This window comes from Terriglobus sp. YAF25 (assembly GCF_052113305.1).
GTDB lineage: Bacteria > Acidobacteriota > Terriglobia > Terriglobales > Acidobacteriaceae > Terriglobus.
In genome coordinates this window covers 1-4,217 of the sequence record NZ_JBFRCY010000399.1, presented here as the reverse complement: position 1 = coordinate 4,217, position 4,217 = coordinate 1, and the positions used below count along the sequence as shown (strand labels likewise).

Here is a 4,217-nt window from a genome sequence, read left to right as displayed (position 1 = left end):
CCGTACACCTTACCGATGAAGTACGCAGTCAAATTCGCTATGCTGGCCTTGGCCGTGGTGGCTCCAATTGCCATTCACGCGCAGGTTTTTCGCCAGGTGGGCATGGCCCCGGTGAATGGCGTACGGAAGATTGCGACAGGAAATAAGCCCCGTTCGCACCGGCAGATTGAAGCGCTGGAGCAGCAGTGGCGGCAGGCGCAGTTGAAGGCCGATACCGAAACAATGTCGAAGATGATGGCCGACGACTATATCGGCATCTCCGCCAATGGCATGGTGCAGACCAAGCAGCAGATGGTCGAGCGCGTGATGAACCGCAAGATCAGCATCACTCGCATGGATGTCGATGAACTGAAGGTAAAGATCATCAATGGAAGCACGGCCGTCGTGACCTCTCAGGTGGATGTCGACGGCGAGATGGATGGGCGTCCGTTGCACGGAAAGTATCTCTACACCCGCGTCTATGCCCGCCAGTCCGGCGGAGGATGGAAGGTCGTGAACTTTGAAGCGACCCGTATGCGGCCTGAACCCGACAAGATTGCCGATAACAAGTAATCGATAACGTTAAATGCAAAAGGCCCGGAGAATTTCTCTGGGCCTTGCTGTATTGGGGTTGGTCCCCTAGGCAATGCGCGCTTGCGGCGTCAGCACGGGAGTATTACTCAGGGCCGGTTTGCGTACATTGTTCAGGGGCATATTCAAGGCAAGCAGCCGGCGCGGCAGTGACCGCGTCTGGCCGGTAATGCGCGCGTCCTCAGGTTCAATCAATGAGGCAGCGGCGATGGTCGGGGTGATGGGTAGTACTTTGAGCGAGCTTTGCATCGTACACCTCCGGGGCCGGGAGACATTCCACGCGAGAAAAGGCGCGGAACGTCCAAAATGGGGTTTTGGATCCATGCAAGTACTAGCTGTCGTTTACTAACGGAATAGGATAGATGCGACTGACGTCAGGCCCTGTTGCCTCCAGCGACTGCGTTACGTTGCATCATAATGAACCAATTTTGTGGCGTTGTCTGTAATTCCGTGAAAACGTTCGAAGGTTTAATTCCCGATTTGGCGCGACGTACGGTTTACAGCGACTGAAAGGCCTGTCGCAGGCGCTGCCAGGTGATATCCAGGTCTTCCGGCAGAATACGGGTCTCAGCCAGCACAGGCATGAAGTTGTTATCCCCCACCCATCGCGGCAGCCCATGGAGATGCAGGTGTGCCGCAACGCCGGCCCCGGCAGCTTCTCCAAGGTTCAGGCCAAAGTTCAGCCCATCCGGCCGGTAGGTTGCACGGATAGCCCGCTCGGTCTGCTGGGCCATGGTGATCAGCTCATGCGCTGATTCCACGTCGAGCTTCGCGAGAGCGTCCGTGTGCAGATACGGTACCACCATTACATGACCACTGGTATAGGGAAATGCATTCAGCGCGATGTAGTGGAATTTTCCGCGTGTGACGATGTGTCCGTGGCGCTCTGCTTCATCCACTGGCATGCCGTGTTCAATGGCGTAGTCGACCGAAGCAATGAGATTGCAGAAGACGCATCCCTGGTCGTCAGGATAGGCATTCAGAGGCTCAGGAATACCTTTGCGCTGCGAAGGCCCAGACTTGGTGATATACGCGTAACGCCATGGCGTCCAGAGGCGGTCCATGGCTTGATGCTAGTTGAATGGTGGAATGGTTGAATAGTTGGATCGTGCGAGGTTCGTAGATCCAGGTTGCCCCTTGGAGAGAATCGGCTGGACCGACACCAGCCAAGACTTACAACTGATGGAGACAAACATCCCTTCAAGCACCGCGCGCATTCCCGGATGGGCGAAGGTATTCAAAGCGGCCCAAAGCACCATTCAACAATTCAACTATTCAACAATTCAACTATTCAACCATTCAACTGGCCGGCTACCGGCCGCCCACGATTCCGTACTTCTTCTCCAGAAAGCCTGCCAGCCCTTCCGGCACCGTGGCGGCCAGTTCCTGCCAGGTGAGCAGGGCCAGGCGGCTGCGGAGGTCTGCGGTGCGTACGCAGCGGATGATCTGGAACCAGGCCTCTCGTAAGTCGGGGCGGCGAACATCACAGAGCACCAGGTAGGTCTTGCCGGTGTGGTGGGCCGCCAAGGCTCCACGGAGGAGCTGGTAGTGCTGATAGTCGCCGCGGGTGTTGCGGGGCAGGTCTTCGAGGAAGAAGACCTCTTCGAGGTCACGGTAGCGCTCTACTAGTGCTGGACGGACGGTCTGGAAGCCGGTCTCAGTGAGCTTGGCTTCGATCAGCAGGTGCCCGAGCACGAGATCGACCTCCGAGCGGTCAGAGCGTGTGCCGTGCTGTGGAGCCTCCATGCGCACACCGAACTCAGGTGTAAGGCCCGGAGCGATGCCAAGCAGGGCACAGACCTGGGGGCGCGACAGCAGGCCCGGATAGCAGACGATATTCATCAGCAGGGCATCGGAGGAGTTGGCGCAGTCGAGCTCCTTGCGCTGGCGCGTCCTGGCGTATGCCACCCGGTTGCTCGCGGTGTATGCCTTCGCGAGGCGTGCCGCCCAGGCTGGGTTGGCGAGGATGCGGCGATAACTGGATGGGTGGAAGTTGCCGTGTTGGCCCAGCTCATCTTCCTGGAATAAGACCGATGGCGTGTGCAGGTCGTCGCGGCCGTAGGTGGTTTCGTGCTCGCGCTCAAGCGCGAGTCCGCGGGCGGATAGTTCGCGACGGAGTTGGGAGGAGGAGAGGGGCACGGCGCTTCTTAGAAATTAGACGTCGAAGAGGAATGGTGTCGAGAGCGCGCCGAGTTGAAAGTTGAAGACGCAAAGACGGTTCGCGCGTAGCGCGAATACCCAGGTCCCAGAAGCGGGACCCGGGGCACCCGGTGTTTGGGCTATCCATTCCGATCCCGGCTGCCCATGCCGTACTTTTTCAACTTTCAACTTTTAACTTTCAACGAGCGCCTATGCCTCTTATAAAAGCCACGGCATTCAACCTGCCACAAAGAAGAAGGCCTCCCTTGCGGGAGGCCTTTTGCGCTTCTCGTCGCATGGGCGAAGACTACATCGTGACGCCGCCCTTGTTCTTCTCTTCCTTCTTGCGCTCGTTTTCCTTACGTGCGCCCATGGCCTTGTCGCTCCACTCCTGTGCCTTGTCCAGGTCGGCCTTGCGAGCAGCGTCGTTGCCGCACTCGAGGTCAGCCTTACGGCGATAGGTGAGGTTGAGGTAGGTCATGGCTTCCTCATAAGTCGCATTGTTAGCGACGGCCTTCTGCAGATACTCCAGACCTTCGCTCACCAGGTTGGTGTTCTGGGCCTGCAGCTTGGCGCATGCGTCCTTGCTCTTTTTGGGGTTGCCGTCGCCTCCGTCGGTCAGGCCATCGGCAGCGAGGATGGTGGTGGCGTTCTTATACGACTGCATCCAGTCGATAACGCCGATGGTGTAATAAGCCTCAGAGGCAGCGGGATCGACCTCGATCACCTTCTTCTGCCAGTTCTTCGCATCATCAAACTTCTTCAGGTTGAAGCTGATGGAAGCCATCTGCTGCAGTGCAGTCTTGTCCTTCGGGTCTTTCGCAAGAATCTGCTGGAAACCATCCATCGCGCGTTGTGCCGTTTTGAGGTTCTCAGGCGTCTCAAGGTTAGGCACTACCTGCGATGCCAGCGTGGTGGCGAGATAAAGACGGGCCACGTCGTAGCTCGGATCGTAATCGAGAGCCTGCTGGAAATGATTGATAGCGTCTTCGTACTTCGCGCCCTTGAAGGATGCGATGCCCTTCGTAAGCTGGTCGCGGGCCTTCAGACGGTTGCATCCGGTGGCCGAGAGAAGCGTAACCAGGAGAAGTGCGGCCATTGCCGGAACACGTAGCTGGAATTTCATTGGACGAAGGGTCTCCTTGAGAATTCGCGATGTAGTGATTTTGCCGGATTGCGTGCGAGAAGCGCGACAGTCTTGCACGATGATTGTAAAGGCATAGCATGACGCATGGCCAGTAGTTGAAGGTGAAAAGGAGATTGGCCCACCTGAACGGTACCGATCAGGTGGTAACCCTCCTCCGAAGACGGTTCAGCAGTTCATCTGGTTGCAGTCTTTTCTGGTTAGCAAAGCAATTTCCGAGGCCCCTGCGCGGCGGATAGTATTGACCGCGCCGACGACCACCTGCAAGTCAAAACGTTCATCCGCCTGTAATAAGACGGTGCGGTCCTGCCTCAGCGCCATTGCCGCTGCCAGACGATGACCCATCTCATCAGGAGCCATCTCC

At 57.5% G+C, this 4,217-nt stretch carries 6 protein-coding genes; 1 reads left to right on the top strand and 5 read right to left on the bottom strand.

Going from position 1 to position 4,217, the window contains the following annotated elements:
* Positions 1–552 (top strand): nuclear transport factor 2 family protein (locus AB4043_RS16545; RefSeq protein ID WP_442307548.1); only part of this gene is annotated, 552 nt, incomplete at its 5' end.
* A 66-nt stretch (positions 553–618) separates the two neighbouring features.
* Here AB4043_RS16545 and AB4043_RS16540 read toward each other — a convergent pair.
* The 5 genes from AB4043_RS16540 to AB4043_RS16520 all read right to left on the bottom strand — a co-directional run.
* Positions 619–819 carry a hypothetical protein gene (locus AB4043_RS16540; protein ID WP_442302536.1) on the bottom strand — a complete coding sequence of 67 codons (201 nt, stop codon included), beginning with the start codon at positions 817–819 and terminating at the stop codon, positions 619–621.
* A 248-nt stretch (positions 820–1,067) separates the two neighbouring features.
* Positions 1,068–1,634 carry an HIT family protein gene (locus tag AB4043_RS16535; protein ID WP_442302535.1) on the bottom strand — a complete coding sequence of 189 codons (567 nt, stop codon included), beginning with the start codon at positions 1,632–1,634 and terminating at the stop codon, positions 1,068–1,070.
* A gap of 247 nt (positions 1,635–1,881) precedes the next feature.
* Complete coding sequence (locus AB4043_RS16530; RefSeq protein ID WP_442302534.1) at positions 1,882–2,709, bottom strand: PGN_0703 family putative restriction endonuclease; 828 nt, start codon at positions 2,707–2,709, stop codon at positions 1,882–1,884.
* 307 nt (positions 2,710–3,016) lie between these two features.
* Positions 3,017–3,835 (bottom strand): hypothetical protein, encoded by an 819-nt coding sequence (locus AB4043_RS16525; RefSeq protein ID WP_442302533.1) that lies wholly within the window; start codon positions 3,833–3,835, stop codon positions 3,017–3,019.
* Between the two features lie 186 nt (positions 3,836–4,021).
* Positions 4,022–4,217 (bottom strand): ExbD/TolR family protein (locus AB4043_RS16520; protein WP_442307547.1); only part of this gene is annotated, 196 nt, incomplete at its 5' end.

Excerpts from the sequence above, each read along its gene's own strand:
- AB4043_RS16535 (WP_442302535.1), bottom strand. The coding sequence starts at position 1,634 with ATGGACCGCCTCTGGACGCCATGGCGTTACGCGTATATCACCAAGTCT.
- AB4043_RS16540 (WP_442302536.1), bottom strand. The coding sequence starts at position 819 with ATGCAAAGCTCGCTCAAAGTACTACCCATCACCCCGACCATCGCCGCT.
- AB4043_RS16525 (WP_442302533.1), bottom strand. The coding sequence starts at position 3,835 with ATGAAATTCCAGCTACGTGTTCCGGCAATGGCCGCACTTCTCCTGGTT.